This window comes from Bacillus haynesii, from assembly GCF_014042035.1.
Taxonomy (GTDB): Bacteria; Bacillota; Bacilli; order Bacillales; family Bacillaceae; genus Bacillus; species Bacillus haynesii.
Genome location: NZ_CP059494.1, coordinates 745,985 through 771,273 on the forward strand (window position 1 = coordinate 745,985; position 25,289 = coordinate 771,273).

Genomic DNA, 25,289 nt, shown 5'->3' on the forward strand with positions numbered 1-25,289 from the left:
TAGACGATGACAAACGTTCATGAAGCTATTACAGCACATTCGAAAAAACAGCACCAGCATATCAAGCAGTTCGTGCGTCTCGAACAGGAGAGGGAAAAAGCGATCGATGAAGCGGTCGATAAGTGCCGGCGAAACGAAGCATTTTCAACCGACCTCATCAACCACATTACAGTGCAGATGAACGAATTGGCCAAAAAAGGAATCGTTCCCACAAGACGGCTCGTTTCGAAAGAAATGGTCGCCGAATACGTCAGCCGAAAATATCCACAGGCCTAGCTGGTGGATCCTTCCGCGTGTGGTGTCATGTTTTTTTGCAAAACATAAACCTGACCCGCCCGCTGGAGGTGAAGTGTAATGGGAAGAACAAAGCTTGGCAACGCTAATGCACAGCGGAACAACAACGCTAAAAAGAAGAACGGCTTTAACACTGAATTTGCGACTGAATCCTATTCGCAAATGGAAGCCGCAAAATTAATTTCAAGCAAAAAACAGCACCAAAAATAGAAACAGCGTCGCTAGACGCTGTTTTCATCATTTTTGCTCCTGTGGTACAATAAGTGCATTGTATGATGAAAGGAAGTTTCCATAATGAACAAGAAGCTGCTGCTTATAGACGGGATGGCTTTATTATTCCGGTCTTTTTTTGCGACTGCGGTGCACCGCAATTTTATGCTGAATGACAAAGGCGTACCGACAAACGGGGTTCACGGCTTTTTAAAACACCTGTTAACCGCGGTGTCTGCGTTTGAACCGAGCCATATCGTCTGCTGTTGGGACATGGGAAGCAAAACGTACCGCAACGATTTATTTAAGGACTATAAAGCGAACCGGAGCGAGCCGCCTCTAGAATTGATTCCGCAATTTGACATGGCAAAGGAAGCGGCGGAAGAGCTCGGGATTTTAAATATCGGCCTTGCGGGCTATGAAGCCGATGACTGCATCGGCACGCTGTCAGCGATGTTCAGCGAAGAAGCGGAGATCACGATCGTCACCGGTGATAAAGATTTGCTTCAGCTTTTAACAGTCAATGTTAAAGTTGCTCTGCTTCAAAAAGGAATCGGCAATTATAAAGTATACACGGAAGAATCATTCAGTGAAGAGACCGGTGTCGAACCGAAGGCTTTGATTGACATCAAAGCGCTGATGGGTGATACAAGCGATAATTACCCGGGGGTAAAAGGCATCGGCGAAAAAACGGCCTACAAGCTGATCAAGGAATATTCAACTGTTGACCGGCTGCTGGAAAACATCGGTCAGTTGACGAAGGGCCAGCAGACGAAAATAACCGAATGTCTTGAAGACTTGAAGCTGTCCAGAATCCTTGCAGAAATCAAATGCGATGTACCGCTTTCCTGCTCATTGGACGATGCGGACTTCACCTTGATGCATGACAGGGCGAAGGAGATGCTGAGACTTCATCAAATACGGGGAATCGAACCGCTGCTGATGAAATTCGAAAAAAGAGAGATCGGATAAACCGATCTCTCTAATGTTTTGTATTGCTTTTTTTCGCCCGATTTTCAAGCTCAGTTTTTGGGTCTGTATGCCGATTATCCCGGTTCAATACAATATCTCCCTGGGGCGTGACACCGCCTGTCAGGCGGCCTCTTCCTGCTGAATGCTGTTTTTCCACATGAACCACCTCACTCGTTATGATGTGCAGCGGGAATGGATTTTACTCGGGGGCGTTCAGCAATATCGCTTTTTTCGCAAGCTTGTCAGCCGCCTGATTTGACTTCGAAGGAATCCACTTGATAAAAAATAAATCAAAATCCTTTTTTAAGCGGATGATTTCATCCAGATAAGGCTTAAAATCTTGATTTTTGACAAACTCCGAATCCGCCGTGCGCTCGACGATCTGCGAATCGGTCCGAAACGAAACGATCCGGTAGTTCCGTTCGGCGCACAGCTTCATTCCTTCGATCAGCGCCTTGAATTCTGCTTCATGGTTGCTCAGTGAGCCGGCGGGAAGAGAGAAGGACTCGGTCTTCTGACCGTCTTTGATGAAAATGCCAAGTCCGGACGGTCCGGGATCACCGGCGCTTGCCCCGTCGATATAGACCTCAACCGGCATTGTTTTCGCTCCTTTCATCCAAAGGGGTGATTCTTTTAGCGGCATAAGCGTACGGTGCTGCGAAAACAGCGACAACGAATTTCAAGACGTATGTCGTGATAAAAATCTGAATCCATACATCCAGCGGATAAGCGCCCATAAACGCGACGCTTGTAAAAATCAACGTATCGAGCAGCTGGCTTAGGGCTGTACTGCCGCTGTTGCGAAGCCATAGTGCCCGATCGGAAGGAAATAACCTTCTGATTCCCGAATATACATAAACATCAAGCGTTTGGCTGATGATATAGGCGAGCAGGCTGCCGAGCGCGACGCGGGGCAAGAAGCCGAAGATCGTCTCCAGCGCAGGCTGTGCGATGTCTTCAGGATGCGGCTTGAATAGGAGCGCTCCCTGCATGACGAGCGTCAAGGTAATCAGAATGAAAAAACCGATTGAAACGGCTTTTTTCGCTTCTTCCTTTCCGTATCTTTCATTGATGACGTCGGTCGCAAAAAATACGCTTCCGTACAGGATGTTGCCGAGTGTCGCAGTCAAACCGAACAGCTCGACCGTTTTGACCACCTCTATATTGGCGGCGGCTGTCGCAAAACCGATCCAGACAAATAAACCGGTTTTGCCAAATCGTTTAAAAAAGAAGAGAACAATGATAAAATTAATGATCGCAAAACTAATCCATAATAATTCGTTAAACAAGAACGGGTACTTCCTTTCTGAATAAACTGTTTTGATTATAGCATAACAAGCCATAATTTGAATAAAGGTGATTTTGTGAAACTGAGAGCAGGCATGAAAATTAAGATTAAAGGGTCTTCACCCATTCATTTTACAGCTGATGAATGGATCGAGGTGAAAGAGGCAGTGGCGTCCGGGCGTCAGCTTACTCAAAGTCCGTATGTCACTGAACTCGAGTTCGAAGATGAGAAGGGCAGCTTTTGGACCCTGAAAGAGCTGGAAAAGCTGAAAGAAGAACTTGCGGCTGAACCGGATGAGATCACCGTGTATTTTGACGGCAGCTATGATAAAGAAAGTCAGCTCGCCGGTTTAGGCATTGTGATATATTACTCCCTCGGCGGGGAGCGGTATCGATTGAGAAAGAACAAGAGCTTTCGGCTGACAACGAATAACGAGGCGGAATATGCGGCTCTCTCCGAAGCTGTTAAAGAGCTTAGAGATCTCGGGGCAAGCAGGAACTCCGTCGTCATTAAAGGAGATTCGCTTGTCGTGCTGAACCAGCTCGAAGGAAACTGGCCATGCTATGATCCCGTTCATTCGAAATGGCTGGACATAATTGAAAGCCAGCTTCAAAAATTAAAACTCACGCCTACCTATATTCAAATCAGCCGCAAAGACAACAAGGAAGCGGATCAGCTCGCAAAAAAAATGCTTGAGCATACCATTGTGGAAAGCAAAATCAAACTAGATGAATAACGGAGATGAACGTTTTGGATAAGAAAGAGATCTTTAAGGAACTGACACATTTGCAGGACACCTACTGTGAAGGGTGCTTCATCAAAAAACACTTCAGAAAAGAATACGGAAAAACGTATGCCCACGCATTTTGCATTTCAAAATGTACGGTCGGAGAAAAGCTCCGCACCTATGGAGACGTGCTGACAAACAAAAATTGATCCCTTAAAATTCCCCAATAGGCCATCATCCATGAAAACCGGGTTTTCGGGCCACGCTAAAAAACCGCTGAACGCGGTTTTTTTAATGCTGTGATTCGTCAAGCTGGTGCTGGCAATCATTTAATATGTTGAGCTGTTCGTTTAAAAAGGCTTCATCCAGTGCTGATAATTCCTCAGCCTGTGACAGCTGTCTGGCATCTTCAATGGATTGATACGCCGATTTCAGCAAAGTGGAGCTTTTTTGCCTCGTTGCCATTCCCGTCGTTTTTTGGGCTGTTTCTACGGCTATTTCAAGCTGCTTGCGCTGATTAAATCCCGTTTCGAGATCATCGTGATGTTCTGATGTCATGATCATACACCTCCGACAAGTATTTTTTCTAAAAAAGGCATTTTTATGTGTAAAATAGAAAAAATAAAGTAAAATTAATCCGATATAACTATTGAACCTAAAATATATAAGTCTTTATTACTAATTTAGGTAATCAGAAAAAAAGGAGTCTGAGGAACAGTGGAAAGCAATGAACTGCAAACCGTTCTTCACAAGACATTTGTGGAGGTATATAAAGATCTTGAACAGCTCGTTGATATTGCGAAAAAGGGGCGTCCATCTCTCGAGAAGAACATTGAGGAAATCGAGCAAAGACTGAAGCAAAATATACTGGCGATCGAAATTCAGCTGAAAATTAAATAGGAGAGGCAAAAAATGCCTCTCCTCTTATTTGAAGTCTCAATTTGTTCTGATTTTGTTAAAGCTTTACAACGTTAGATGCTTGAGGTCCACGATTACCTTCAACAATTTCGAAAGAAACTTCTTGTCCTTCTTCTAGAGATTTGTATCCGTCACCTTCGATTGCAGTGAAATGAACGAACACATCGTCTCCGCCTTCAACTTCGATGAAGCCGAAGCCTTTTTCATTGTTAAACCATTTTACTTTACCGTTTTGCATATTGCTTAATCCTCCTAGTACTGTAGCACAATGTGCTAAAAAAAATTTTCATCATTTAACGGTGTTCTGCTAAATGATGGTTTCACTATACACTATCTATGGAGGCTTCGTCAAGCTGTCAAGAGAAAAAAATGAACTTTAATGCTTTTTTAAGGAATTTCTTTGAAATCGTTTTCAATTTATGGTTATTCATCATCATTTTTCGCAAAGCGGATGAAACATTTTAAGCGTCAGTCCGTATATAATAAAACCAATATCAGGAATGTGAACAGGAGTGTTAATAGATGAGCCGTTATTCGGTTGATGAGTTTGTATCCAAAACCCAGCAGGAAGACAAAGGGGAGGGGCTGTTTGAAATGGAAACGCCCCGTCTCCTGGAAGTCAATCTTGACGGAAAAGTGTGGGCAAAGGCCGGTTCGATGGTTTCCTACAGAGGAAGAGTCAAATTTAAGCGTGAAGGGGTATTTGAACACGGAATTGGACGGATGATGAAAAAAGTGTTCAGCGGTGAAGGGGCTGCACTGATGAAAGCGGAAGGAAATGGAAAGGTGTACCTTGCGGATCAAGGAAAGAAGATATCCATTTTAAACTTAAATGAAGACTCCATATTTGTGAATGGGCACGATCTGCTCGCATTTGAGCCGTCGATTCATTGGGACATCAAACTGATGAAAAGAATTTCCGGCATGCTTGCCGGCGGACTGTTTAACATTAAGCTTGAGGGAACAGGAATGGCTGCAATCACAAGCCATTATGAGCCACTCACTTTGATCGTAACCCCGGAAAGCCCCGTCTATACCGATCCAAACGCAACGGTTGCCTGGTCTGGAAGCCTGCAGCCCGAATTTGTGACAGATGTCTCTTTTAAGACGTTCATCGGCAGGGGAAGCGGGGAATCGATCCAAATGAAGTTTTCAGGGAACGGGTTTGTCGTTGTGCAGCCGTTTGAAGAAGTTTATTACTCGGAATCTTAATATCAAACAAAAAAACACTTGCAGAGCAAGTGTTTTTTTCTGAATCGAACTTTTTTAGGACAGCGCCCGGACAGTCTGTTTTTTGTTCATGATGATTTCAGACTGCTCGATAATGTCCGTCAGGATGACTTCTGATGAATTGGATAAATGCAGACTTTTAATGTTTTTCTTCATTTCGTTTAATTTTTTCTCATCAGCCAACAGGGAAGAGACTGATTCAAGAATCTCCTCATGCCTGTTGACGACGATGGCAGCCCCTCTGTCTTCGAAGAACAGGGCATTTTCCTTTTCCTGCCCGGGAACAGGCTTGTAAAGGATGACGGGAACGCCGATTGCCGTGGCCTCTGTCAAGGTAATTCCGCCCGGCTTTGTGATCATGCAGTCAGCCACCCTGAACAGCTCGTCAATTCTTTCGATATAGCCGAGCGTTTTCAGCTTGTTTGGATAAAGGGTTTCAATTTCTTCCAATGAGGATTTCAGCATCGTATTTTTTCCGCACACAACGACGACTTGAACATCTTCTTCCGTCACCAGAGATTCGCACAGTTCTTTTACGTTTTTAAGAACCCCGTGTGCGCCTGCCATGATCAGCAATATCTTCTTGTCGGGAGACAGCTGATACTTCTCGTAGATCTTATCTTTGTCCATTTCTTCTTCAAACTGCCTGCGGATCGGAATGCCCGTAATCTTGACGTTGCTCGGGTGAGTGCCGATTTCGAGCAGTTTTTCTTTCACGTAATCAGTTGCTACGTAATATTTATCAATATGTTCGTGGACCCAGATTTTATGAAGACAGAAATCCGTCATGACGTTAAAAGTCGGAATGACTTTTCCCACTCTCCGTCTGTATTCGGGCACGACAATCATTGGAAACGTATTGATGATGATATCTGGCTGATGTTTTTTAACCAGTTGGTCCAGCCGTTTATTTCCCATTTTGAAATAAATATTAAACTTTCTTTTATTGTAAATTTTATCGACCCCATAGTAGAAAAGGCGATAAAACTGTTTACCGATTGAGAAGCTTTTCAGGTAGAGATACTGAGTGATCTCTGACACAATCGGATTTGATTCTTGATACAAATTCGAAACAGTTACATTCTTAAAACCGAGCCGTTCGCACTCTTGGTAGAGCGTTTTGGCTACTTGAACATGGCCATTTCCGTAATTTGCAGTCAAAATTAATATATTTTTATTGGTATTCAAGCATATTCACCTCAATTAATTCAAACAGCAAGAGCTAAAATGGTAAAAAAACAGGAGTCAATGTCCACACATACCATACCATAGATATTATTTTAATTATAAATGAAGAACAAAAATTAAGGTATTTTTAAAGTATGGATCGGCAGGAAAGCACTGGGTTCCTTATAATTCCTGCTTTCGCGGCAAAGCCGAAACCCCCTTATGGAAGACTAACCCAACTGTATTTTAACACATTTTGAATGTCTTGCATCAGACCAGGGCATGAGAATTTCATTTCCACTCATATGGTGTTTCCTGGTAAACGTAGTAGTTCAGCCAGTTCATGAACAAAAGAGTCGCATGGGCTTTCCAGCGGTTTACAGGCACCGCACCGTCCGGCCCGTCTTTAAAATAATTCACCGGCGAATCAATGTCCATGTTCCTGGCTAAATCTCTTTCATACTCTTCTTTAAGAGTATCTGTATCATACTCAGGATGTCCAGTTAAAAAAACTTGTTTTTCATCTTTTGAAGCAATTAAACAGACGCCCGCTTCATCGGATATGCTGAGCACTTTTAAGTGGGAAACGGCTTTTAAGTCATCCATATTTATATCTGTATGCCTCGAATGCGGGACATAGTAGAACTCTTCAAAGCCTCTGACCAGTCTTTCATTTTTCTCCATTATTCTGTGTTCAAAAACGCCAAATGTTTTTTTCGGCAGTTTGACTTTGCGAATCCCGTAGTGATGATACAGTCCTGCCTGCGCTCCCCAGCAGATGTGAAGCGTTGATGTGACATGCGTTTTGCTCCAGTCTAAAATCTCCTGGAGTTCTTCCCAATAGGATACCTCTTCGAACTCCAGGTGCTCGATCGGTGCACCGGTAATAATCATGCCGTCGAATTTTCGGTCCCTGATTGAAGAAAAAGTTGTATAAAACTGTTCCAAATGCTGCCTTGGTGTATGTTTTGGCGTGTGTGTAGACGGTATTAAAAAAGTGAAATATACCTGTAAAGGAGAATTTCCGAGCATCCTGAGCAGCTGTGTCTCGGTCTTAATTTTCTGCGGCATCAGATTAAGAATCACAATATTTAATGGTCTGATGTCCTGATGAAAAGCTCGTTTTTCATCCATGACAAAAATATTTTCACTTTCAAGAATCTGCTTAGCTGGCAAATTGATAGGTATGTTGATAGGCAACACGCCACCTCCGGTTTTCTCCGCTGATTTTTCTTCATTATAGGAACTTTTTGGCGATATTTCAATGTGTGAATTGTGTTACAATGAAAGAAGTGTGTGAAAAATATGGAAAATCATCGTGTGATGAACCAAAAGGAGGCTCCTCTTGCAAATGAAATCCCATTTATCAGACATAGAAATCGCCCAAAGTACGGAATTAAAACCGATTACCGAAATTGCACGGAAACTCAATATAAATGACGAAGAAATAGAGTGTTTTGGTTGCACAAAAGCGAAAATTTCTTTAAAAATTTTTGAGCGTTTAAAAGAAAAACCCGATGGACAGGTAATCTTGGTAACCTCCATCAACCCGACCCCGGCAGGCGAGGGGAAGTCGACTGTCACCGTCGGATTGAGCCAGGCGCTCTGGCAGATTGGCAAAAAATCGATCGTGGCGCTGAGGGAACCTTCACTTGGTCCGACAATGGGCCTGAAAGGCGGGGCTGCCGGAGGAGGATATTCCCAGGTTCTTCCGATGGAGGATATCAACCTTCACTTTACGGGAGATATGCATGCAATCACAACTGCAAACAACGCTTTGGCGGCTTTTATAGACAATCATATTCATCAGGGAAACGAATTAAACATCGATATCAGAAAAATCGTCTGGAAAAGGACGCTTGATCTCAATGACAGGGCGCTGCGCGAAACCGTTGTCGGCTTGGGCGGAAAAGCGAACGGATTTCCCCGGGAAGACGGCTTTGACATTACCGTCGCCTCGGAAATCATGGCCGTTTTATGCCTGGCCATCGCTTTGGCCGATTTAAAAAAGCGCCTGGCTGCAATGATCGTTGCCTACACCGTTGACGGACAGCCGGTGACGGCCGGCATGCTCGGTGTACAGGGAGCGCTTGCCCTCCTGTTAAAAGATGCAATCAAACCAAACCTTGTTCAAACTGTTGAAGGAACACCGGCGCTCGTCCACGGAGGCCCGTTTGCAAACATCGCTCACGGGGCAAACAGTCTGATCGCGACTAAAACGGCTGCGAAACTGGCTGATTATGTTGTGACTGAAGCGGGCTTTGGCGCTGATTTGGGTGCGGAAAAATTCATGCACATCAAAACGAGAGCCGGCGGGTTTACCCCGGGAGCGGTTGTGATCGTCGCCACCGTCAGAGCGCTGAAAATGCATGGCGGAACGCCTCTCGCCGATTTGAAGCAAAAAGACGTAAAAGCATTAAAAAGCGGAATTGCAAACCTTGCGAAGCATATCGAAACGATAGACGCGTTCGGTCTTCCATACGTTGTGGCCGTCAACAGATTCGTACAGGATACGGAGGACGAGCTTGAGACGGTTCTTGGCTGGTGCAGGGACAACGGGCATCCGGCTGCACTGTGCAATGTTTGGGAAGAGGGCGGAAAAGGCGGGATAGACCTGGCAAGGGAAGTCATTCATGTCATGGAACAAAAGGACAATCGTTTTTCTTATTTATACGAATTAACCGACTCGATCGAAGACAAATTAACCAAGGTTTCCCGCACCGTTTATGGAGCCGAAGGGGTAGAGTTTACCGAAAAGGCGAAAAAGCAGCTGCTTGAATTGAAAAAGAACGGGTTGGACGGACTGCCTGTCTGCGTGGCGAAAACTCAGTATTCTTTATCAGATGACCCGGGGAAAACCGGCAGGCCGCAAGGGTTTATCATCACCGTCCGCGAATTAAAACCATCGAGGGGCGCAGGATTTATCGTCGCTTTGACAGGCAGTATTTTAACAATGCCCGGACTGCCGAAACATCCTGCTGCACTTAAGATGGATGTCGACGAAAACGGCAAGGCTAAAGGTTTATTCTAAAAAGGAGGGACCGTCATGTCCATTTACGATATCAGCGTCAAGACGATTAAAGGCGAGGACACGACACTGAGGCCGTATAAAGGCAAAGTGCTTCTCATCGTCAACACGGCCTCAAAGTGCGGATTTACACCTCAATATCAACAGCTTCAAGACTTGTATGAAGCATATAAAGACCGGGGACTTGAGATTCTTGGCTTTCCCAGCAACCAATTCATGAATCAGGAGCCGGGCGATGAAAAAAGCATTGAAGAATTTTGCAGCGTCAATTACGGTGTCACGTTTCCGATGTTTTCGAAGGTGAATGTAAAAGGGGATCAAATCCACCCGCTGTTCCGTCACTTGACGAACAAGGCGAAGGGCATGCTTGGAACAAAAGCGGTCAAATGGAATTTCACAAAATTTCTCGTCGATCAAACCGGCGAGAACGTCGAGCGTTTTTCACCGCAAACCAATCCAAAGGAGATAGAGGAGACCATTCAGAAATGGCTGGGCTGAATCAGGAACAAACAGAACAGATCCGCTTGATGTCCGAATGGGTTAAAGAGAAGCTCGCAGCCGAAGGTACAGGACATGACTGGCTGCATATCGAAAGGGTGCGGAACGTAAGCCTTCAGATCGCAAAAGAAGAGGGTGCAGACCTTTTTATGACCGAAGCTTGCGCACTTCTCCATGATGTGATTGATGAAAAGCTGTCCGATGAACACCGGGTTCCGCTTCAGGAGCTGAAAAGGCGCCTGTCAGAAGACTGGAAGGTCGATCCGGAAGCGGTTGACGGGATTCTTGCCATCATCACAAGAATTTCATTCAGAGACAGAGAGAAATATAAAGACGACCCCCTTTCAAAAGAAGGAATGGCTGTCCAGGATGCCGATCGGCTTGATGCGATCGGCGCCGTCGGGATCGCCAGGGCTTTGATGTATGCAGGGGCAAAGGGCCATCTCCTCTACGGGAGCGCCAATGCACCTACTGCGGTCGGCCACTTTTACGAGAAGCTTCTCCTATTAAAAGATTTGATGAATACGAAAACGGGACGGATGCTCGCGGAAAAAAGGCATAAGCTGATGCTCGAATTCCTCGGCGAACTGGAAAATGAATGCGCCTTCTCTAGAGAAAGCCGCCTTGATAGATCAGGGCTGGGGGTTATGGTAGAATAGGACCGGATCTTTAAACAGAGGGGGACAATGATGAAAATTAAATCGATAGAACCGACACCGAGTCCGAATACAATGAAGGTGATTTTGACCGAAGAACTGCCGGGCGGTAAAAGCAATAATTATAAAAAGGATCATGCGGAAGGCGCGCCTCCCGTCATTCAAGAGGTTTTAAACATAGACGGAGTAAAAGGCGTCTACCATGTGGCCGATTTTATTGCTGTCGAGCGCAATGCGAGATTTGACTGGAAAGACATCCTCCCTGCGGTGCGCGCTGCATTCGGAATGGGCGAAGCCGAAGAGGCGGGGGGGGCGTTCCGAAGAAAAAGAATCGTTTGGCGAGGTTAAAGTCTTCGTGCAAATGTTCAGCGGGATACCGATGCAGGTGAAATTGACCGACGGCGAGCGCGAGGAGCGCTTTGGCCTTCCGGAACGTTTCCAGGAAGCGATCTTGAAGCTTAAAACAGCGTCTTCCAACGTCGTGCTCGAACGGTCATGGAAAGAGCAAGGCGTCAGATTCGGCGATTTTTCAGAAATCGGCCGCGAAGTAACGGAAGAGCTTGAGGCGGCTTACGATGAAGAGCGCCTGCGGAAGCTGACGGAATCAGCCGCCTCAAGCGATGCTGAGGATAAACGCGCGGCTGTGCAGCGAAAGTCTTACCGGGTAACGCTTGAAATGATGGATGAGGAAGATTGGCAAAAACGCTATGCCCATCTTGAACAAATGGATCCGACTGAAGAGGATATTCCCGTCCTCGAAAAAGCGCTCAATGACCCGAAAACATCGATCAGAAGGCTTGCTGTCGTTTATTTAGGCATGATCGAGACGCCTGCGGTGCTTCCTCTTTTATATAAAGCGCTCGAAGACAAAACGATCACGGTCAGAAGAACGGCCGGTGATTGTCTGTCAGATATCGGAAACCCGGAAGCGATTCCGGCGATGATCAAAGCGCTGAAGGACCCGAGCAAGCTTGTGCGCTGGAGAGCCGCCATGTTTCTGTACGAAGTCGGCGATGAAAGCGCGCTTCCCGCTTTAAAAGAAGCTGAAAACGATCCGGAATTTGAAGTCAGCCTTCAGGTCAAAATGGCGATCGAACGGATCGAATACGGTGAAGAAGCTAAAGGCTCCGTTTGGAAGCAAATGACGGAAAGCCGCAAAAAAGACAGCTGACAAGGACGCTGGAAACAGCGTCTTTTTTTATACCTCAAGCCCTCTGCTCCGAAGCTGCCAATCCTGGTATTTTGAAAAAAGTCACGCGCCTTGTTATAAAATATCACTTTTTCTATAAAAATATTTCGAATATTGTTGAAAAACACTCTGAAAATATATATAGTAGTTAGCAATCATATTGAATGTGGAGGTTCTGATTCATGGGGAATGATTTACAGATGAAGATCAAAACAGCCGTCATCTTGCGGATCAGTCCGGCAAGCGGTTAACAGACAGTTTTTTAAAACTGAATATTCAGAAAATACAGAATGTAAATACGAAGATGTTTAGGAGGATCACGATGACAGGTTTACGCAGTGACATGATTACAAAAGGGATCGACAGAGCACCGCACCGCAGTTTGCTGCGAGCGGCTGGGGTAAAAGAAGAGGACTTCGGCAAACCGTTTATTGCCGTTTGCAACTCATACATCGATATCGTACCGGGTCATGTCCATTTACAAGAGTTTGGAAAAATCGTCAAAGAGGCGATCAGAGAGGCCGGCGGTGTTCCGTTTGAATTTAATACAATCGGGGTTGACGACGGAATTGCGATGGGGCACATCGGAATGAGATATTCTCTCCCGAGCCGCGAAATCATCGCAGATTCAGTAGAAACGGTTGTATCGGCGCACTGGTTTGACGGAATGGTATGTATTCCAAACTGCGATAAAATCACACCGGGCATGATCATGGCGGCAATGCGGATCAACATTCCGACCGTGTTTGTCAGCGGAGGACCGATGGAAGCGGGAAGAACGAGCGACGGACGAAAAATCTCGCTTTCCTCTGTATTTGAAGGCGTTGGCGCTTATCAATCCGGCAAAATCGATGAGAAAGGACTCGAGGAGCTTGAACAGTTCGGCTGTCCGACTTGCGGATCATGCTCGGGCATGTTCACGGCCAACTCGATGAACTGTCTTTCTGAAGCTCTTGGCATCGCCATGCCGGGCAACGGCACCATTTTGGCGACATCACCCGACCGCAGGGAATTTGCCAAACAGTCGGCCCGCCAGCTGATGGAGCTGATCAAGGCGGATATCAAACCGCGCGACATCGTGACCGAAAAAGCGATCGACAACGCTTTCGCGTTAGACATGGCGCTCGGCGGATCAACGAATACGATCCTTCATACGCTTGCGATCGCCAATGAAGCGGGTGTAGACTATTCGCTTGAACGGATCAATGAGGTAGCAGCAAGGGTTCCGCATTTATCAAAGCTTGCACCGGCTTCCGATGTGTTTATTGAAGATTTGCATGAAGCAGGAGGCGTATCGGCAGTCTTAAACGAGCTGTCGAAAAAAGAAGGCGCGCTTCACTTGGATACACTGACTGTAACGGGAAAAACGCTTGGCGAAAATATTGCCGGGCGCGAAGTGAAAGATTACGAGGTCATTCATCCGATCGATCAGCCATTTTCAGAGCAAGGCGGACTCGCCGTCCTGTTCGGCAACCTGGCGCCTGACGGTGCAATCATTAAAACGGGCGGCGTTCAAGACGGGATTACCCGCCATGAAGGACCTGCGGTTGTCTTTGATTCACAGGAAGAAGCGCTTGACGGTATCATCAACCGTAAAGTAAAAGCGGGAGATGTCGTCATCATCCGCTATGAAGGTCCTAAAGGCGGACCGGGAATGCCTGAAATGCTTGCTCCGACTTCGCAGATCGTTGGAATGGGACTCGGTCCGAAAGTCGCCTTGATTACCGACGGACGCTTTTCTGGAGCCTCCCGCGGTCTTTCGATCGGCCACGTCTCGCCAGAAGCAGCCGAAGGCGGCCCTCTTGCTTTTGTAGAAAACGGCGACCATATCGTTGTCGATATTGAAAAGCGGATTTTAAACATCGAAATCTCCGATGAAGAATGGGAAAAAAGAAAAGCAAACTGGCCCGGATTTGAACCGAAAGTGAAAACAGGCTATCTCGCCCGATATTCAAAGCTTGTGACTTCTGCCAATACCGGCGGCATTATGAAAATCTAGCGGTTTTTTCGCCCGGTGTTTGAAATTCAGCCCCCTCTGTAGTATCCTTGACATCAGTAGTCAAGGTTTATAGAGGGGGCTTTTTAATATGTCAACAGCTTATGAAGAATACATGCGCCAGCTTGTTCTTCCGATGCGTCAGGAATTGGTGCAGGCCGGCTTTAAAGAGTTAACGACCGCGGAAGAAGTTGAGACATTCATGGAAGGTGCAGAAGGCACGACTTTCGTCGTCGTCAACTCAGTCTGCGGATGTGCCGCCGGGCTGGCGAGACCGGCAGCCGTTCAAGCCGTCTCCGGAAGCGAAAACGGGCCTGACGAGACCGTTACAGTCTTTGCTGGACAGGACCGTGAAGCAACGGCGAAAATGAGGGAATACTTCGAAGGATATGAACCGTCTTCACCTTCAATGGCACTGCTGAAAGGCAAAGAAGTCGTTCATTTCATTCCGCGTGAACAGATTGAAGGCCGTGAAATGACGGAGATTATGAAAAACATCACGGACGCTTTTGAAAAACATTGCTAAAATGCCCTTTGAAGGGCATTTTTTACGGAGAAAAACATGATTGTCACAACAAGCTACAGACCGACTGAAAGCACGATTTTAACGGCAGAAAAAATCAGCCAGACGCTCGGCGCCCGCTTTTCCGAACGGAGAAAACGGCCGATTCGTCAAATCCGGCAAACAGAGCAGGATGATGTTCTCGTGGTTGGAAAAGAGCGCTTCGAGCTGTATCATTCAGAAGGTGAAAAGTTTTTTTTTCACCCGAACTCTGCGATGTTCCGGGCCAAGCGCATGTTAAAAGGCGAACCGGACCCTTTTGTCGAAGCTGCACAAGTTGAACCGGGGGACAAGCTGCTCGATTGTACGCTCGGCCTTGGTTCAGACGCGATCATTGCGAGTCTTGCCGCAGGCGAACAAGGCGAAGTGCGCGGAATTGAAAAAAGTCAGCTCCTCGCTTTTCTTGTCGAGGCGGGGCTTCAATCGTGGGAGACAGGCCTTGACGCTTTGGATCAGGCGATGAAAAGGATTCGGGTTCATTCAGGCGACAGCATTGATTACCTGCTGGAACTTGATGATGATTCAGCAGATATCGTCTACTTCGACCCGATGTTTGATGATGGAATCAAAGAATCAGACGGCATCGCCCCTTTAAGAAAGTGGGCGCATTCCGAGTTTACGCTTGACGGTGCTTTACATGAAGCCCTTCGGGTCGCCAAAAAAAGAGTGGTCCTGAAAGACCACTGGAAGAGTCCACGCTTCGAAAAATACGGATTTCGCGTAAAAAAACGCAAAACGGCCCTGTTTCATTACGGTGTCCTCGAAAAATGAAAACCCAAGGTATATACCTTGGGTTTTTTTAATCTGCGATTTCCATGACGATAAAATAAGCAAGGGTAATCAATGAAGCGGCTATAAAAAGACCTTCAACCATGAACGATCACTCCCAGTTTTGGAATTTTCATCTTTGATTGTAAACGTTTTATCGCTAAAAGAAAAGGCGTTTTGTGTTTCTGCACATCCACTTTATGAATGACTGAAAATTCAACCTATGATAGAATAAGAGAAAACGAAAAAGCGATCAGAAGGGAACAAATCAGTCATGAAGATGTGGATGAGAAAAGCGCTTGTCGCATTATTTACAATTGCAACGTTCGGCCTTGTATCTCCTCCTGCGGCATTGATGGCGGACAAGCCGCAGGAGCATCAGAGCGTGAAAGAATCCGGGTATACAGCTGTTTATCTAAAGGATGAAGAGCCCGAGCTTGACGAAGACGGCGAATCCCAATCTTCATTTGACACCTACAAGGATGAACTGCTTAATGAAGCGGAAGATCTTTCATTCGTAAAATTCGGCAGCAGGATATCGCCGGTCATTGAAGACGAGTACAGGGAAGAAGTGCTTCCTAAGATCGAGGAGATCATCGTCAGCCATCTCATGACAATGCAGGACAATGACGCTTACCAGGATCTTGTCATTTCTAAAACGCCGACGGCGGGGAAGTCGGAGAAAATCTTCCACGTTTACAACCGGAAAACGGGGGAAGATGTGCTAAGGTTCCATGTGCGCAGGGACAAGCCGCCTCATAACGGCTACTGGTTTAACTTTCATTACCATACTGCCGAAGACGGCTTTCAAAAACATCACGATCTCGGAAGCATTTACTGGGATCGCAATACACCGCCTAACTGGATGAGTCACTAAAGGAGATTGATGCAGATGAAGAAGTATACGATGAATGAAATGGTGCACTTAACGAAAAATATGTTGAATGAGCGCGGGGTTACGATTGAGGATATCGCGCTGATCGTCCAAAAACTGCAGGAAAAATACCATCCTGATCTCCCGCTTGATGTATGCGTTGAGAATGTCGAAAAGGTCTTAAACAAAAGGGAAATCGTTCATGCCGTTCTAACGGGGATAGCGCTTGACCAGCTGGCCGAGAAAAAACTGTTGCCTGAACCGCTTCAATATTTGGTCGAAACGGATGAACCCCTTTATGGGATCGACGAGATTATTCCGCTTTCTATCGTAAACGTCTACGGTTCGATCGGCTTGACGAACTTCGGCTATCTGGATAAAGAAAAATTCGGCATCATTAAAGAACTGGACGACTGTCCGGACGATGAGGTTCATACGTTCCTTGATGATATCGTCGCTGCCTTGGCGGCAGCTGCGGCAAGCCGAATTGCCCATTCGCATCAGGATCTTGAGGATGAAGTGCAGGAAGAGAGAACAGACGGACAGAGCGTTGCGAAAAGCCGCTGAAAGGCTCAGCCGTTCCCGCCATCAGGCGGGGTTTTTTTATGCCGCATATTTTATGCCTTTTCTCGAAAAATATCTTGTTTTCGAAAGGTTAAACAAGATACACTACAAAAGGATGAAAAAAATGAAACATCATGCGGATATGTGCCGTCATATGTAAGAAAACCGGAAAAGAATAAAACGGGGAATGAGACCAATGCATTCGGGCGGTCTGATCAGAATGAAAACCTCGAAGAAAGGTTTCCTCTCATCACAGCTTTAACCTCCATCTTCATCATCATGTTCACAGATGATCACACAAAGAGATGAGTATCATCCGGCATTATTTCACTACAAACATCATAAGGGGGCTTTAAACAATGATTTCATTGATTGCTGCCATGGACAGAAACCGCCTGATCGGAAAAGACAATGATCTGCCATGGCATCTGCCGCAAGATTTGAAGTATTTTAAAGAAGTAACGAAAGGGCACGCCGTGATCATGGGGAGAAAGACGTTTGAATCCATCGGCAGACCTTTGCCACACCGGGAGAACATCATCGTCACATCCAATAAAGAACTGGATATCCCGAATTGTCAGGTGATGCATTCGACAGAGGAAGCGGTGCGGTTTGCGAAAAACCGAAATGAAGAATGTTTTGTCATCGGCGGTTCAACACTATACACGGAGATTCTGCCTTTTGCGGACAAGCTGTATGTGACAAAAATCGATGAAACCTTTGAAGGGGACCGGTATTTTCCTGAATTCAACGAAGCTGAGTGGGAAATCGTTTCGAGGCGGAAAGGCCTGAAAGATGACAAAAATCCTTATGACTACGAATTCCTCGTTTATCAAAGAAAAGGATAGAGGAGAGGTTTTTCATGTTTCGCTATTGTTTTTTATGGATTTATTCGGCCTATATGCTTATCAAGCATATCAAGCTCCTGCAGGCACTGCAGACACTTGACCCGCGCCTTTCGTATGCCAATCAGATGGAAGCTGTCTTTGATAAGCCAAAAGCTTTTTTGCGGGGGTGCATCGGCTTAACCGGTTCGACTGTTTCCATCCATCAGAATGGGGGATCGCCGGCGGGCCCCGTGCTTTACGTACACCCAAAGCTCGGCCTGTCAGAGCTCGCTGTGCTGCTTGGACACCTTGACAAAACCGCCTCGTTTTTTGCTGATCCGCGCGCCTTTCGTTATCCGCTGATCAACGGCTGGCTCAATAAAATGGCCGCGGTCAGAAAAAGCGCCGACAAGGAAGCAGCGCTTGAAGACGTGGAAGAAATCGTCCGGAGAGGGCAAAGCTTTATTCTGTCTGAAGATGACGGACTCGATTACAAAGCTTTATCCAAAAGGCTCGGCATTCCGATCGTTGCAGTCGAAACAGCCGGTACGGAAGACATGAAGAAAGGCACGTTGTTCAAGCGGCTGAGACCTGCTGATATCGATTTGACGATCCACCCGGCATACGTCATGACTGAAAACAAACAGCTTCGGGCATAAAAAAACCAGGCTCCCATATAGGAAGCCTGGTTTTCGCCATTTATGATACAAACGGCACCTTTGCCACGTAGAAAAGCACGCAGAAAAACATTGAGGCGCTGCCGCCGAGCACGAAAGTGTGCCAAATCGCATGATGATACGGGATCTTTCTCCATAAATAAAAGATGGTTCCGACGGAATACAAGATTCCTCCTAAAAGCAGCAGGGCGAATCCTTCTCCGGTCAAGGCCGTATAAAGCGGCTTGATCGCAATGATCGCCATCCATCCCATCACAAGATACACCAGCGTGCTGACCACGATAAATCGTTTCACAAAAAAGATTTTAAACACAACCCCGCCAATCGCAAGTCCCCAGACGACCGCCAGCATCGTATAGCCAAGCGCGCCTTTCAAAGGTCCGAGGAGCAGCGGTGTATATGTTCCCGCAATCAATACGTAGATGGCTGAGTGATCAATGATCTCAAGAATATCTTTCGTTTTTTGGTGCTGAATGCTGTGCAGAAGGGTCGAACTTAAATACAGGAACAGCATGGAAGCGCCGAAAATTGAAAAGCTGACAACATCCACCGGACTTCCGTAGCGGATCGCAAATATCACCAAAAATACGATGGCGGGAATTGACAGGAGGACGCCGAGTCCATGGGTTATTGCATTTGCAATTTCTTCTTTAATCGTGTACATACCAAGACACCCTTTCTAATCTTGAATAATGTGATGCTTTAAAGAGCTTAAAAAGCGGAGGCCTTCAAGCGTGATTTTTGTCCCGGCTCTTCCGCGGCCCTTTGTAATAAACTCTCTTTTTTCCAAATAATCCAATCTACTTCGCACTTGCTGGGGTGTAAGCTCCGACTTGCCGTTTTTGCTCAGCTCGGACAGAACCCTGCGGCTGGCAGGCTCTCCTTTTTCATTTAATTGCTTGATTGCATCGAGCAAAAACGCAAACTCCTCTTTTTCCATTAAGGTAAGTGATGTTGAAGCCGTTTTTTTGTCTTTTGGCTTCTTCTTTTCGATTTGTTCTCTTAACGCCGGCGGTGTGTCGTAAAGTTGAATCGTTTTTCCGTCTGAGACGGTTTTCATATAATCCGTCATGTTTTTGAGTTCTCTGACGTTCCCCTCAAACTCATGCTGCTCTAAAGCTTTCCAAACGACCGGTTCGACATATATGTCATGATCCCCGCTTTTTAAAAAATGATGCACGAGAAGGGGGATGTCGCTTCGCCGTTCAGCAAGGGAGGGAAGCGGAAGGTCGAGCACATTGAGCCTGTAGTACAGATCCTTGCGGAATTCGCTGCTTTCAATCCGTTCACCGAGAGGCACGCTTGAAGAGGTGATCAGTCTTTTGGGCATCCCTTTTTCAATCGCTGCCAAAAGCTTGCCCTGAAGAGGCAAGGAAAGGCCCCACACTTCGTCGAGAAACAGGGTTCCGGGTTCATTCATCTCTGAAAGAAAAAAGTCTTCAGCCGTTTCATCTTCATCCAGCGTGCTGCAGCTTACGCGTGTGAAGGGATCATGCTTGAAAGATGATCCGGAGTGAATGGCTTTGGCGAACAGCTCTTTGCCTGTGCCTGTTTCCCCATGAATCAGAATCGGATGGGAAGAGGCTGCGAATTGTATCGCTCTGTTTTTCGTTTGCAAAAAGGAATCGCATTCCCCGATCAGCTCCGAGAAGCCTACGGACGGATACGTGTGTTTAATCATGGCGGTTCTCCTTTTGGTTCTAATTGGTTCTATTATAACACCCAATTAGAACAAATAAAGAGTTTTTTGAAAAAAAGTGTATTTGGCTGCACATTAAGAATCGAAAAGAACTCGTATATATTGAGAAAGTGTATAATATTCTGTAAATAACAAAGAATTGCTCTTTAAATTTTGAATATTCATGATATAATGGCGTATTAAATAAAGCTTTAAAAAGAAAGGATCTTATACATGAAACCGTTGCTTAAAGAAAACTCTCTCATCCAAGTCAAAGACATTTTAAAAGCCCACCAAAATGTAAAAGATGTTGTTATTCATACCCCTCTCCAAAAAAATGAGAGGCTGTCCGAGAGGTACGATTGCAACGTATATTTAAAAAGAGAAGACCTGCAGGTTGTCCGCTCTTTTAAACTGAGAGGCGCCTATTATAAAATGAAGCAGCTTTCAAAAGAAACGACGAAAAACGGGGTGGTCTGCGCCAGTGCAGGAAACCATGCACAGGGGGTCGCTTTTTCCTGTAAACATCTCGGTATTCACGGAAAGATTTTTATGCCGTCGACGACCCCGAGGCAAAAAATTTCCCAAGTCGAATTGTTCGGCAAGGAATACGTTGAGATCATCCTGACAGGCGACACGTTCGATGATGCGTATCAAAGCGCTGTCGCCTGCTGCGAGGAAGAAAAACGCGCATTTATCCACCCGTTTGACGACCCTGCCGTCATGGCTGGCCAGGGAACGGTCGCGGTCGAAATCTTAAACGATATCGAAACTGAACCCCATTATTTATTCGCAAGCGTTGGCGGAGGCGGCCTGCTTTCAGGAGTGGGAACCTACATGAAAAACGTGTCCCCGGATACAAAGCTGATCGCGGTTGAACCTAAAGGCGCACCGGCTCTTTTTGAATCAAACAAAAAAGGCGAAGTCGTCACCCTCGAGAAAATCGATAAATTTGTAGACGGAGCCGCTGTCCAGAAAATCGGCGAAGAGACATTTAAAACGCTTGAAACCGTTGTAGATGATATTTTGCTCGTTCCTGAAGGAAAGGTATGCACCGCGATTCTGGAACTGTACAACCAATGCGCGATTGTCGCCGAACCTGCGGGAGCACTGCCGATCGCCGCTTTAGACCTTTACAGGGATGAAATTAAAGGGAAAAATGTCGTATGCATCGTGAGCGGAGGAAACAACGATATCGGCAGAATGCAGGAAATCAAAGACAGATCGATGATGTATGAAGGACTCCAGCATTATTTCATCGTGAACTTCCCGCAAAGGGCGGGAGCTTTGCGCGAATTTTTAGATGAAGTGCTCGGGCCGACCGACGATATCACCCGGTTTGAATATACGAAGAAAAATAATAAGAGCAGCGGCCCTGCGCTCGTCGGCATTGAATTAAAGCAGCGCGATGACTACGAGCCGCTGATCGCGAGGATGGACCGGAAAGGCTTCCGCTATGTCGAAGTCAATAAAGATGAAGGGCTCTTTCATTTGCTGATTTAAGAAATTTTTTTGAAAACACGCATAAATCACAGACAACTGCTCCTGAGATTATGTATAATAAAGAAAATATCTCATAAATGAGGATTGATAGCTTGTTACTTAAAAGCCTAGAGTTCAAACGTTCGGATGGACAGAAGGTGAAGGTGACGGAAATACCCCTGCTGAAGGAGGACGACCCGCATTTTTTCATGGCCAATCTGAGGCTCGAAATCTTTTTAAAGACGCTCTATTGCTCAAAGCGGAAAAAAAACGTCTACTCCTTTAGGGACTACTTAAAGAGAGCATTGAAATGGCAGGATTACCTGGCCATTTATCAACAGGAAGAATTGAAGCATAATGCATAAGAATTCATAGCATTCTTTGCCGGTCCATGAAGAGAGCCAAATCCGCTTTGAAAAGGGCGGAAGATGGCATTCGGCCGGCAAAGAATTTTTCATGCCGATTTGGCCTCACTAGGAAATACACCATTTGAACCGACAGGATGTGAAGGAGATTGACAAAGATTAAAATTGTAACGGACTCAACCGCTGACTTGAGCGAAGAACTGCTCAGAGAATATCATATTTCCGTTCTCCCGCTCTCGATATCGATCGACGGCACTGTATACAGAGACAGATTCGATATTCAGCCGGACGAATTTATTGAGAAAATGGAGAGAGCCGCAGAACTCCCGAAAAGTTCACAGCCGCCTTTAGGTGCTTTTATCGAACTGTATGAAGAGCTGACCGCTGACGGAAGCGAAGTGATCAGCATTCATCTCTCAAGCCAATTGAGCGGGACATACCAGACGGCTGTAAGCGCTTCAAATATGGTCGACGGGAAAATTACGGTGATTGATTCCATGTATATTTCAAAAGGCCTCGGTTTTCAGGTCGTGCGGGCCGCCTTGCTGGCCGAAGAGGGCATGACGGCCGAAGCGATTGTAAAAGACTTGGAGAACTTACGCAACCGGACATCCCTCTATGTGACAATTGATCATTTTGACAACTTGATCAAAGGCGGCCGCATCGGGAGGGGAAAAGCGCTGATCGGCTCGTTGCTCAAGGTTAAGCCGATCGCGAGGCTTGAGGACGGAATCTATACGCCTGAAAAAAATGTCCGGAGCAGCGGTCAGCTTATCCGTTATTTAACTGGTCAATTTCTTTCCACGGTTAAGGGAAGGACGGTGCAGGCGATCGGAATCGCCCATGCCGATGCACTTGACCTCGCCCATAGGCTGAAAGACTCTTTGCTTGAACATATCCCGGGAATCGATATTGATATTTCATACACAACGCCGATTATCTCGGTTCATACCGGAAAAGGAGCAATCGGTTTTACCTTTTACACCGATTGAAAAAGGGGATGGAAGGATTGAAAAACGTTTTTGGCATTTTCCTTGCAGGTATTCTCACAGTGTTTCTTTCGTCCTGCGGAACTAGCAAGATTGAAAATCCTTTAAACTATGATGTACAGTCTTTTTCTTTTCAAAATCAAGATGGGAAAGCGGTGTCTCTTGAAAGTTTAAAAGGCCAGGTCTGGGTGGCTGACTTTATATTTACGAACTGTGAAACGATCTGTCCGCCAATGACTTCACATATGGCTGAACTGCAAAAACAAATGGAAGAGGAAAAGCTGCAGGCCCGGATCGTCTCATTCAGCGTTGATCCTGAAAATGATACGCCTGAAAAATTGAAGAAATTTGCAGCCAACTATCCGCTCAGTTTTCAAAATTGGGATTTTTTAACCGGATACTCGCAGAAGGAAATCGAAAAGTTTGCGCTGAAAAGCTTCAAATCAATAGTAAAAAAACCTGAAGATGAAGATCAGGTGATACACCAATCGTCATTTTATCTAGTCGATCAAAACGGCAAAGTCGTCAAGGATTATGACGGTGCAAGAAATACGCCGTACGATGAAATCATCGCCGATATTAAGACGCTGGAAAACCGTTGATAAGAACGGGCGACCTGCAGCGAAAGCCTGTTTCCTGACCACCGGAAAACAGGCTTTTTTTTACACCGGCCAAATGATTTTCAAAAGAATCAAAACATGGTACACTTTTTTTTAGGTTATCTAGAAGGAAGGGGCATCATTATTGAACATACGGTTTATAACAGTCATGATGACCCTCGTCTGTCTGCTTTCAGCCTGTACGGAATGGAATGCGGGCGTTGAAAAAACATCGGTCTCCCCTAAGCGCGATATCGTGATTGCAGCAGTGGGCGATTCTCTGACAGAGGGGGTAGGCGATCAAGAGAAGAAAGGCTATGTCGGCATTGTAGCCGCCGAGCTTGAAAGCCGGAACGATGTGAAGTCCGTAACGGTCAAAAATTATGCCGTTAAAGGCTCCCGGACTGATCAGCTGCTTGAAAGATTAAAAGAAAAAGAAGTACAAGAGGGCCTAAAAGATGCAGACTACATTTTGTTTACAATCGGGGGCAACGACCTGATGAAAGTCGTCCGCCAAAACTTCGCGCACTTAACGCTCACACCTTTCCGTGCCGAACAAAAACTGTTTGAAAAGCGGTTTTCGAATATTTTAGCGGAAATCAGAGAGCAAAACGCCAGCGCTGAATTGATTTATGTCAGCATGTATAATCCGTTTAAGTTTACGCTGTCTGAACTGAGGGAAGTTGACCAAGTCGTAGACGAATGGAATGAAGGCGCAGAAAAAAGCCTGAAAAAGGTCTCCAATACGAAAATGGCGGATATCGCTGATATTTTTGAGGAATACAGCGATGAAAAGAAGATTTCAGAAGATGAGTTTCATCCTAATCAATATGGGTATTCTTTAATAGCGAAACGCGTTTACGAACAAATTAAAAACGAAGACCTCCCAGCAGAATAAGGTGAAAAAAATGAAGAAATGGAAGAGCTTATTTTTAATTTTAGCAGCAGTCAACGTCATCATACTTGCCGGGATTTTCATTCTCATATTCCTGCCCGGCGGTCAAAAGGAACCGCCGCGGCCGACTCCGAGTGAATACCAACTGAACGTGACGAGCACGAAAGAGTCATTGGCCGCATTCATCAACACGTATTTGGCGAAGGAGTCTTCGCCGGATCTTGACTATCAAATCGAAATCGATGATGAATTCCACATCGTCGGTGCGATCCGTGCCTTTTCCTCGACAGTCGATGCGAGGGTGTCCTTTCGGCCGACGGTGGAAAAAAACGGAGATGTGGTCCTTGACGTGACGAGATTTTCGATTGGCAAGTTAAATGTTCCGATATCGATGGTGCTGAACTACATGGATCAATTTTATGATCTTCCTGATTTTGTACACGTTCGTTCGGACGCTAAAGAAATTCAAGTTCGTCTGTCAGAGATGCCGCTTAAAAACGGAATGTATGTGAAAGCAAAAGACATTGATTTAGAAAAAGATCAAATCGAATTTGTTTATTATCAGCCTGCACAAAAAGATTCATAGATCGTGCAGCGGGATTTACAGGGGTGAACATATGGAACGTATCTACACATATTTCAGCTTGCTGTCTATGTTGTTTTCATTGTACTTCGGCGGTCTCGCCGCCTTCAGTTTCGTCGATGAAAACATGGACAAGATGTATTTGAACATCGGGTATTGTGCGTTGTTTTTAAGCATTATGATCTTTACGCTTGATGCGAAAAAACATAAAAAAACTGACCATCACAATCAATAATTGCCGGCAAAATCCTAA

The 25,289-nt window shown here is 45.7% G+C and carries 33 protein-coding genes and 1 pseudogene; 25 read left to right on the forward strand and 9 right to left on the reverse strand.

The annotated features are described in order from the left end of the window. Positions 1 to 6: 6 nt before the first annotated feature. The 3 genes from H2R00_RS03755 to H2R00_RS03765 all read left to right on the forward strand — a co-directional run bounded on the left by H2R00_RS03755 (position 7) and on the right by H2R00_RS03765 (position 1,476). On the forward strand, positions 7 to 276 hold the full coding sequence (locus H2R00_RS03755) for a YpbS family protein (protein ID WP_154999422.1): 270 nt from the start codon (positions 7 to 9) through the stop codon (positions 274 to 276). A 78-nt stretch (positions 277 to 354) separates the two neighbouring features. After that, on the forward strand, positions 355 to 504 hold the full coding sequence (locus H2R00_RS03760; RefSeq protein WP_003182852.1) for a protein YpzF: 150 nt from the start codon (positions 355 to 357) through the stop codon (positions 502 to 504). 84 nt (positions 505 to 588) lie between these two features. After that, the gene (locus tag H2R00_RS03765) at positions 589 to 1,476 is read left to right on the forward strand and encodes a 5'-3' exonuclease (RefSeq protein ID WP_254115378.1); all 888 of its coding nucleotides are present in this window, start codon (positions 589 to 591) and stop codon (positions 1,474 to 1,476) included. Positions 1,477 to 1,486: 10 nt separating this feature from the next. Here the strand turns inward: H2R00_RS03765 and sspL are convergent, their stop codons facing one another. From sspL to H2R00_RS03780, 3 genes are read right to left on the reverse strand one after another with little or no spacing between them, the layout of a single operon-like run. Next, complete coding sequence (gene sspL / locus H2R00_RS03770) at positions 1,487 to 1,633, reverse strand: small, acid-soluble spore protein L (protein ID WP_003182847.1); 147 nt, start codon at positions 1,631 to 1,633, stop codon at positions 1,487 to 1,489. Between the two features lie 42 nt (positions 1,634 to 1,675). After that, entirely contained in the window at positions 1,676 to 2,074 is a 399-nt protein-coding gene (locus H2R00_RS03775; RefSeq protein WP_182070482.1) for a reverse transcriptase-like protein, read from the reverse strand. Next, entirely contained in the window at positions 2,064 to 2,765 is a 702-nt protein-coding gene (locus H2R00_RS03780) for a queuosine precursor transporter (RefSeq protein WP_154999419.1), read from the reverse strand. Before H2R00_RS03780 ends, H2R00_RS03775 begins: the two co-directional genes overlap by 11 nt. A 75-nt stretch (positions 2,766 to 2,840) precedes the next feature. Between H2R00_RS03780 and H2R00_RS03785 the strand changes: the two genes are divergently transcribed. After that, positions 2,841 to 3,500, forward strand: a complete 660-nt coding sequence (locus H2R00_RS03785; protein ID WP_154999418.1) for a reverse transcriptase-like protein — start codon at positions 2,841 to 2,843, stop codon at positions 3,498 to 3,500. 14 nt (positions 3,501 to 3,514) lie between these two features. After that, positions 3,515 to 3,700, forward strand: coding sequence for a zinc-finger domain-containing protein (locus tag H2R00_RS03790; RefSeq protein WP_003182841.1), 186 nt, complete (start codon positions 3,515 to 3,517; stop codon positions 3,698 to 3,700). 82 nt (positions 3,701 to 3,782) lie between these two features. Here the strand turns inward: H2R00_RS03790 and H2R00_RS03795 are convergent, their stop codons facing one another. Then, entirely contained in the window at positions 3,783 to 4,049 is a 267-nt protein-coding gene (locus H2R00_RS03795; protein WP_154999417.1) for a DUF2564 family protein, read from the reverse strand. 159 nt (positions 4,050 to 4,208) lie between these two features. Here H2R00_RS03795 and H2R00_RS03800 point away from each other — a divergent pair, with 159 nt between their 5' ends. Beyond that, entirely contained in the window at positions 4,209 to 4,391 is a 183-nt protein-coding gene (locus tag H2R00_RS03800; protein ID WP_003182837.1) for a hypothetical protein, read from the forward strand. Positions 4,392 to 4,446: 55 nt separating this feature from the next. Here H2R00_RS03800 and cspD read toward each other — a convergent pair whose 3' ends face one another. Beyond that, positions 4,447 to 4,647 carry a cold-shock protein CspD gene (gene cspD, locus H2R00_RS03805; protein WP_003230776.1) on the reverse strand — a complete coding sequence of 67 codons (201 nt, stop codon included), beginning with the start codon at positions 4,645 to 4,647 and terminating at the stop codon, positions 4,447 to 4,449. A 284-nt stretch (positions 4,648 to 4,931) separates the two neighbouring features. Here cspD and H2R00_RS03810 point away from each other — a divergent pair, with 284 nt between their 5' ends. Next, complete coding sequence (locus tag H2R00_RS03810; RefSeq protein WP_154999416.1) at positions 4,932 to 5,621, forward strand: AIM24 family protein; 690 nt, start codon at positions 4,932 to 4,934, stop codon at positions 5,619 to 5,621. 54 nt (positions 5,622 to 5,675) lie between these two features. On the opposite strand, the gene H2R00_RS03815 is transcribed toward H2R00_RS03810, so the two are convergent. Both H2R00_RS03815 and metA read right to left on the reverse strand, forming a co-directional pair. Next, positions 5,676 to 6,827, reverse strand: coding sequence for a diglucosyl diacylglycerol synthase (locus H2R00_RS03815; RefSeq protein WP_182070483.1), 1,152 nt, complete (start codon positions 6,825 to 6,827; stop codon positions 5,676 to 5,678). Between the two features lie 270 nt (positions 6,828 to 7,097). Further along, a complete protein-coding gene (gene metA, locus H2R00_RS03820) occupies positions 7,098 to 8,006 on the reverse strand; it encodes a homoserine O-acetyltransferase MetA (RefSeq protein ID WP_154994755.1) in 909 nt (302 codons plus the stop codon). 151 nt (positions 8,007 to 8,157) lie between these two features. On the opposite strand from metA, the gene H2R00_RS03825 reads away from it, so the two are divergent. The 11 genes and pseudogenes from H2R00_RS03825 (at position 8,158) to H2R00_RS03875 (ending at position 18,427) form a co-directional block, all read left to right on the forward strand. Next, positions 8,158 to 9,837: a formate--tetrahydrofolate ligase gene (locus H2R00_RS03825; RefSeq protein ID WP_182071019.1), complete on the forward strand. Its 1,680-nt coding sequence runs from the start codon at positions 8,158 to 8,160 to the stop codon at positions 9,835 to 9,837. A gap of 15 nt (positions 9,838 to 9,852) precedes the next feature. After that, entirely contained in the window at positions 9,853 to 10,332 is a 480-nt protein-coding gene (locus H2R00_RS03830; protein WP_154994751.1) for a glutathione peroxidase, read from the forward strand. Continuing rightward, the gene (locus H2R00_RS03835; protein WP_176274702.1) at positions 10,320 to 10,991 is read left to right on the forward strand and encodes an HD domain-containing protein; all 672 of its coding nucleotides are present in this window, start codon (positions 10,320 to 10,322) and stop codon (positions 10,989 to 10,991) included. The genes H2R00_RS03830 and H2R00_RS03835 overlap by 13 nt, the downstream gene beginning before the upstream one ends. 30 nt (positions 10,992 to 11,021) lie before the next feature. Continuing rightward, positions 11,022 to 12,159 (forward strand): annotated as a pseudogene (locus tag H2R00_RS03840) (conserved virulence factor C family protein). Between the two features lie 340 nt (positions 12,160 to 12,499). Beyond that, positions 12,500 to 14,176: a dihydroxy-acid dehydratase gene (ilvD, locus tag H2R00_RS03845; protein ID WP_154994747.1), complete on the forward strand. Its 1,677-nt coding sequence runs from the start codon at positions 12,500 to 12,502 to the stop codon at positions 14,174 to 14,176. Positions 14,177 to 14,264: 88 nt separating this feature from the next. Continuing rightward, positions 14,265 to 14,699, forward strand: coding sequence for a BrxA/BrxB family bacilliredoxin (locus H2R00_RS03850; protein WP_043926931.1), 435 nt, complete (start codon positions 14,265 to 14,267; stop codon positions 14,697 to 14,699). Positions 14,700 to 14,735: 36 nt separating this feature from the next. Beyond that, positions 14,736 to 15,506, forward strand: a complete 771-nt coding sequence (locus H2R00_RS03855; protein WP_182070484.1) for a class I SAM-dependent methyltransferase — start codon at positions 14,736 to 14,738, stop codon at positions 15,504 to 15,506. 271 nt (positions 15,507 to 15,777) lie between these two features. After that, positions 15,778 to 16,380, forward strand: a complete 603-nt coding sequence (locus H2R00_RS03860) for a YpjP family protein (RefSeq protein WP_182070485.1) — start codon at positions 15,778 to 15,780, stop codon at positions 16,378 to 16,380. 15 nt (positions 16,381 to 16,395) lie between these two features. Next, the gene (locus H2R00_RS03865) at positions 16,396 to 16,944 is read left to right on the forward strand and encodes a phosphatidylglycerophosphatase A family protein (RefSeq protein ID WP_154994741.1); all 549 of its coding nucleotides are present in this window, start codon (positions 16,396 to 16,398) and stop codon (positions 16,942 to 16,944) included. A gap of 356 nt (positions 16,945 to 17,300) precedes the next feature. Further along, positions 17,301 to 17,789, forward strand: coding sequence for a dihydrofolate reductase (locus H2R00_RS03870; RefSeq protein ID WP_182070486.1), 489 nt, complete (start codon positions 17,301 to 17,303; stop codon positions 17,787 to 17,789). 14 nt (positions 17,790 to 17,803) lie between these two features. Next, positions 17,804 to 18,427: a 1-acyl-sn-glycerol-3-phosphate acyltransferase gene (locus H2R00_RS03875; protein WP_154994737.1), complete on the forward strand. Its 624-nt coding sequence runs from the start codon at positions 17,804 to 17,806 to the stop codon at positions 18,425 to 18,427. A gap of 40 nt (positions 18,428 to 18,467) precedes the next feature. On the opposite strand, the gene trhA is transcribed toward H2R00_RS03875, so the two are convergent. After that, on the reverse strand, positions 18,468 to 19,109 hold the full coding sequence (gene trhA, locus H2R00_RS03880) for a PAQR family membrane homeostasis protein TrhA (RefSeq protein WP_003182805.1): 642 nt from the start codon (positions 19,107 to 19,109) through the stop codon (positions 18,468 to 18,470). Positions 19,110 to 19,124: 15 nt separating this feature from the next. Continuing rightward, positions 19,125 to 20,126, reverse strand: coding sequence for a sigma 54-interacting transcriptional regulator (locus tag H2R00_RS03885; RefSeq protein ID WP_182070487.1), 1,002 nt, complete (start codon positions 20,124 to 20,126; stop codon positions 19,125 to 19,127). A gap of 231 nt (positions 20,127 to 20,357) precedes the next feature. On the opposite strand from H2R00_RS03885, the gene ilvA reads away from it, so the two are divergent. The 7 genes from ilvA (at position 20,358) to ypmT (ending at position 25,271) form a co-directional block, all read left to right on the forward strand. Beyond that, positions 20,358 to 21,626: a threonine ammonia-lyase IlvA gene (ilvA, locus tag H2R00_RS03890; RefSeq protein WP_043926922.1), complete on the forward strand. Its 1,269-nt coding sequence runs from the start codon at positions 20,358 to 20,360 to the stop codon at positions 21,624 to 21,626. Between the two features lie 92 nt (positions 21,627 to 21,718). Further along, positions 21,719 to 21,970 (forward strand): YpmP family protein, encoded by a 252-nt coding sequence (locus tag H2R00_RS03895; protein ID WP_145624890.1) that lies wholly within the window; start codon positions 21,719 to 21,721, stop codon positions 21,968 to 21,970. A 149-nt stretch (positions 21,971 to 22,119) separates the two neighbouring features. After that, positions 22,120 to 22,962 carry a DegV family protein gene (locus H2R00_RS03900; RefSeq protein ID WP_154994733.1) on the forward strand — a complete coding sequence of 281 codons (843 nt, stop codon included), beginning with the start codon at positions 22,120 to 22,122 and terminating at the stop codon, positions 22,960 to 22,962. Between the two features lie 8 nt (positions 22,963 to 22,970). After that, entirely contained in the window at positions 22,971 to 23,561 is a 591-nt protein-coding gene (locus tag H2R00_RS03905) for a cytochrome c oxidase assembly accessory protein ScuA (RefSeq protein ID WP_280527945.1), read from the forward strand. A 142-nt stretch (positions 23,562 to 23,703) separates the two neighbouring features. Then, the gene (locus H2R00_RS03910) at positions 23,704 to 24,456 is read left to right on the forward strand and encodes an SGNH/GDSL hydrolase family protein (protein WP_182070489.1); all 753 of its coding nucleotides are present in this window, start codon (positions 23,704 to 23,706) and stop codon (positions 24,454 to 24,456) included. Between the two features lie 10 nt (positions 24,457 to 24,466). Beyond that, complete coding sequence (locus H2R00_RS03915; protein ID WP_154994727.1) at positions 24,467 to 25,039, forward strand: YpmS family protein; 573 nt, start codon at positions 24,467 to 24,469, stop codon at positions 25,037 to 25,039. A gap of 31 nt (positions 25,040 to 25,070) precedes the next feature. After that, entirely contained in the window at positions 25,071 to 25,271 is a 201-nt protein-coding gene (ypmT, locus tag H2R00_RS03920; protein WP_003182792.1) for a protein YpmT, read from the forward strand. Positions 25,272 to 25,289: the final 18 nt, after the last annotated feature.

Bases quoted from the DNA above. Each gene is read 5' to 3' on its own strand.
- H2R00_RS03755 (WP_154999422.1), top strand. From the start codon at position 7: ATGACAAACGTTCATGAAGCTATTACAGCACATTCGAAAAAACAGCAC.
- H2R00_RS03760 (WP_003182852.1), top strand. From the start codon at position 355: ATGGGAAGAACAAAGCTTGGCAACGCTAATGCACAGCGGAACAACAAC.
- H2R00_RS03765 (WP_254115378.1), top strand. From the start codon at position 589: ATGAACAAGAAGCTGCTGCTTATAGACGGGATGGCTTTATTATTCCGG.
- H2R00_RS03775 (WP_182070482.1), bottom strand. From the start codon at position 2,074: ATGCCGGTTGAGGTCTATATCGACGGGGCAAGCGCCGGTGATCCCGGA.
- H2R00_RS03795 (WP_154999417.1), bottom strand. From the start codon at position 4,049: ATGACATCAGAACATCACGATGATCTCGAAACGGGATTTAATCAGCGC.
- cspD (WP_003230776.1), bottom strand. From the start codon at position 4,647: ATGCAAAACGGTAAAGTAAAATGGTTTAACAATGAAAAAGGCTTCGGC.
- H2R00_RS03810 (WP_154999416.1), top strand. From the start codon at position 4,932: ATGAGCCGTTATTCGGTTGATGAGTTTGTATCCAAAACCCAGCAGGAA.
- H2R00_RS03825 (WP_182071019.1), top strand. From the start codon at position 8,158: ATGAAATCCCATTTATCAGACATAGAAATCGCCCAAAGTACGGAATTA.
- H2R00_RS03830 (WP_154994751.1), top strand. From the start codon at position 9,853: ATGTCCATTTACGATATCAGCGTCAAGACGATTAAAGGCGAGGACACG.
- H2R00_RS03835 (WP_176274702.1), top strand. From the start codon at position 10,320: ATGGCTGGGCTGAATCAGGAACAAACAGAACAGATCCGCTTGATGTCC.
- ilvD (WP_154994747.1), top strand. From the start codon at position 12,500: ATGACAGGTTTACGCAGTGACATGATTACAAAAGGGATCGACAGAGCA.
- H2R00_RS03850 (WP_043926931.1), top strand. From the start codon at position 14,265: ATGTCAACAGCTTATGAAGAATACATGCGCCAGCTTGTTCTTCCGATG.
- H2R00_RS03855 (WP_182070484.1), top strand. From the start codon at position 14,736: ATGATTGTCACAACAAGCTACAGACCGACTGAAAGCACGATTTTAACG.
- H2R00_RS03860 (WP_182070485.1), top strand. From the start codon at position 15,778: ATGAAGATGTGGATGAGAAAAGCGCTTGTCGCATTATTTACAATTGCA.
- H2R00_RS03865 (WP_154994741.1), top strand. From the start codon at position 16,396: ATGAAGAAGTATACGATGAATGAAATGGTGCACTTAACGAAAAATATG.
- H2R00_RS03870 (WP_182070486.1), top strand. From the start codon at position 17,301: ATGATTTCATTGATTGCTGCCATGGACAGAAACCGCCTGATCGGAAAA.
- H2R00_RS03875 (WP_154994737.1), top strand. From the start codon at position 17,804: ATGTTTCGCTATTGTTTTTTATGGATTTATTCGGCCTATATGCTTATC.
- trhA (WP_003182805.1), bottom strand. From the start codon at position 19,109: ATGTACACGATTAAAGAAGAAATTGCAAATGCAATAACCCATGGACTC.
- H2R00_RS03885 (WP_182070487.1), bottom strand. From the start codon at position 20,126: ATGATTAAACACACGTATCCGTCCGTAGGCTTCTCGGAGCTGATCGGG.
- ilvA (WP_043926922.1), top strand. From the start codon at position 20,358: ATGAAACCGTTGCTTAAAGAAAACTCTCTCATCCAAGTCAAAGACATT.
- H2R00_RS03905 (WP_280527945.1), top strand. From the start codon at position 22,971: ATGGAAGGATTGAAAAACGTTTTTGGCATTTTCCTTGCAGGTATTCTC.
- H2R00_RS03915 (WP_154994727.1), top strand. From the start codon at position 24,467: ATGAAGAAATGGAAGAGCTTATTTTTAATTTTAGCAGCAGTCAACGTC.
- ypmT (WP_003182792.1), top strand. From the start codon at position 25,071: ATGGAACGTATCTACACATATTTCAGCTTGCTGTCTATGTTGTTTTCA.